Here is a 3,173-nt window from a genome sequence, read left to right as displayed (position 1 = left end):
CGGCCACCGGTGAGCCAGGCCGGCCTGCAACGCCTGTATCGGCGCTTCCAGCGGAAGGTCGACGTCGGTGTCGGTCCGGCCCGACGTCAGCGTGTACGGACGGACCAGGTTCGCCTCACGGGAGGCCGACCAGGATTCGCGTCTGTCCATCGCGGCTCACAGGCTCACAGGCTTGGCGACGATGCGGGCCGCGCAGCGGCCCGAGGAGAAGCCGAGCGATCTCGCTGCTGCTGCTCGGACCGGCGAGTGGACTGCACCACCCCGCCCACCCGTTCGACGAGGATCGCCATCTCGTACCCGATCTGGCCGATGTCGCAGGACGTCACTGCCAGCGTGGCCAGGTGCGAGCCGTCGCCGACCCGCATCAGCAGCAGGTAGCCGTTGGCCATCTCGACCACCGACTGAAGCACCTGGCCGCCGTCGAACAGCTGCGCGGCGCCGGTCGCGAGGCTGGCCAGCCCGGAGGCGACCGCGGCCAGCTGATCCGCCCGCTCCCGCGGCAGGTGCTCGCTGGCGGCGACCGGCAACCCGTCGACGGACACCAGCAACGCGTGCGCCACCCCGGGAACCTCGCGGGCGAACTTCGTCACCAGCCAGTCCAGCGAATTGCCGGCAGACGTCATTCCTGATCAGATCCTTCACTCGTCTCGCGGGCGTGCGACCGTCCCGTGCGCACGCCACCGAAATGGCTGCTGAACGAGGCCCGCACCGCCTCGGGGTCCCGCGCCGTGGCCGCGTGCTGCGGCTGCCGCCGACCGGCCACGCCGTTGGGCCCGACCAGCGATCCCTCGTCCGGCTGGTCGCCTTCGGGACCGCTCGCCCCGGTGGCCGTGCCGGGCACCAGCCGGGCGCCCGGTGTGCGGACCGGCAGCCCGTGCTCGGTCTGCGCCTCGACGGGCTTTTCCTCGGCCGCCGCGGCCAGCGACCAGCCGCGGTCCCATACCGACTGCCAATCCAGGTCGGGGCTGTTCACCAGGTCGTGCGGGTCGCCCAGCATCTCCGACAACATCCGACGGTAGATGACGTCATCATCGGCCGGGGCGGCCGGGGCCTCGGGCGCCTTCGGCACTTCCGGAATGGTCGGGCGCGGTCCGGCCGCGGGCGTGGCGGGGGCTTCCGGGGCGCTCGGGGCGTTCTGGGACCGCGCGGCGAAGAACGCCGACGTGTCCGACGCGGCCGCGGGTTGCGCGGGCGGCTCCGGCTCCGGCTCCTGCGCCGGCTCGGCCTGCCGGCCGCCCTCCCACCAGGGAGTGGCGAGCTCGCGCCGGTGGCGGCGCGGCAGCTCGGCGGGCGGGGCGGGGACCTCGGGAACTTCCGTGATGCCGCTGGACCCCGGGTTGCGGCGGGGCAGCAAGGTGACAGACGGCCCCGACGGCTCGGCGCCGTTCTGGTTCGCCGGCTGCTCGTGCCCGCCGCCAGGGTCCGTCGTCGCGATGGCGTTGGCGAGTTTGGTGCTCGGCGAGGTGACCGCCCCCGCCCGTCCCCGCGGTTCGACGGCCCGGTCGGAACCCGCGAGCAGGGTGGGCGGCAGGTAGATCTCGGCGGTCGTGCCGGTGCCCGCCTCGTCGGCCGCCGGGCCCCGCAGCCCCACCCGGATACCGTGCCGGGCGGCGATCCGGCCGACCACGAACAGGCCCATGTGGCGGGCATTCTCGGGGGTCACGTCGCCGCCGGCCTGCAGCCGCATGTTGGCGATGCGCCTGTCGGCGTCGTTCATGCCCAGGCCGGAGTCGGAGATCCGAAGCATGACGCCGCCGCTGAGCCCGTTGCCGCCGCCGGCCGCCGAGACCCGGACGGTTGTCGTCGGCGGCGAGTAGCGCAGGGCGTTGTCGATCAGCTCGGCGAACAGGTGGATGGCGGCGCCCGCCGCCGCGCCGATCAGCAGGCAGTCGGGCAGCGCGCTGAGCTCGACCCGCCGGTAGTCCTCCACCTCGGACACCGCGGCGTTGATGACCGTCGACAGCGGCACCGGCTCACGCTGGTCGCGGGCGAGCTGCGCGCCCGCCAGCACCAGCAGGTTGGCGCTGTTGCGGCGCAGGCGCGCCGCCAGGTGGTCCAGCCGGAACAGGCTGTCCAGGCGTTCGGGATCCTCCTCGTTGCGCTCCAGCCGGTCGATCAGCGTGAGCTGCTGGTCGACCAGCGAACGGTTGCGCCGCGACATGGTCTCGAACATGTCGTTGACCAGCAGGCGCAGTCGCGCCTCGTCGCCCGCCAGCAGTAGGGCCTGTGTGTGCAGCTCGTCGACGGCGTGGGCGACCTGGCCGATCTCCTCGGTGGTGTACACCGGCAGCGGCTGCGGGATGGGTTCGGCGCCGCCGGCCCTGACCCGGGCCACCTCGTCCTCGAGGTCCTGGTGGGCGACCTTGAGCGCGCCGTCGCGCAGCACGCGCAGCGGCCGCACCAGCGCGCGCGCCACCAGCAGCACCACCAGCAGTGCGATCACGATGGCGGCCAGCACCAGCACGGTGTCGCGGATCGCGGAGTTGCGCCGATCGGCGGCCTCGGCCTGCACCGACTTGGTGACCGACGCGGTGGCGTCGGTGACGACCTGTTCGGCGATCCCGTCGGTGGTCTGGATCGAGCGCAGCAGATCGGGGTTGTCGACGAGCGCGCTGGCCGGATCCGACATGATCGCCATCCGGGTCACCATCTGCTGCTGCAGCGTCTTCGCCTCCGGCGACCCGGCGCCCAGCACCTCGCTCATGCCGAACAGCGTCGACGGTTCGGTGCCGGCCAGGGTCATCATCGAGGTGCGCAGCTGGGGCTCGGGCAGGTCGGAGCCCCGGGTCACCAGGATCTCCTGCATCGTCATCTGCCCGCGGGCGCCGACGGCCCGGCTCAGGCCCTGCGCCTCGGCGCGGATCCGCTCGTTGCCGACGCGCACCGACGCGTTGACGACGTCCTCCGCCGTCAGCAGGATCGGGGCGTAGGTGGTCACCCGGTCCCGCAAACCGATGCTGTTGTCGGCCACCTTGTCCAGCAGCCCCTGCCCGCCGTTCAGCAGGGTGCTCACCCCGGAGCGGACGTCGGGGGTGACGTCGGTGTCCGCCAGTCGCTGCTGCAGCTCGTGCCTGCGCGCGTCGTAGTTCTTCTTGGCGCCGTCGACGTCGCGCCCGGTCGAGTTGGCCAGCAGCGCGGTGTCCAATGCCGACATGTACTTGGTGATCGCCGGC

General features: G+C 73.0%; 3 protein-coding genes. All 3 read right to left on the bottom strand.

Going from position 1 to position 3,173, the window contains the following annotated elements; translation table 11 throughout:
• On the bottom strand, window positions 1-150 hold a 150-nt coding region (locus A5705_RS27575), incomplete at its 3' end, for a DUF742 domain-containing protein (RefSeq protein WP_156763231.1).
• A 14-nt stretch (window positions 151-164) separates the two neighbouring features.
• Window positions 165-623 (bottom strand): roadblock/LC7 domain-containing protein, encoded by a 459-nt coding sequence (locus A5705_RS26410; RefSeq protein ID WP_067873740.1) that lies wholly within the window; start codon window positions 621-623, stop codon window positions 165-167.
• Window positions 620-3,173 (bottom strand): ATP-binding protein (locus tag A5705_RS26405; RefSeq protein ID WP_068281106.1); only part of this gene is annotated, 2,554 nt, incomplete at its 5' end. The genes A5705_RS26410 and A5705_RS26405, both read right to left, overlap by 4 nt.

Source organism: Mycobacterium sp. E787 (assembly GCF_001668725.1).
GTDB lineage: Bacteria > Actinomycetota > Actinomycetes > Mycobacteriales > Mycobacteriaceae > Mycobacterium.
This window is presented reverse-complemented; position numbering and strand designations above follow the sequence as displayed.

Excerpts from the sequence above, each read along its gene's own strand:
- A5705_RS26410 (WP_067873740.1), bottom strand. The coding sequence starts at position 623 with ATGACGTCTGCCGGCAATTCGCTGGACTGGCTGGTGACGAAGTTCGCC.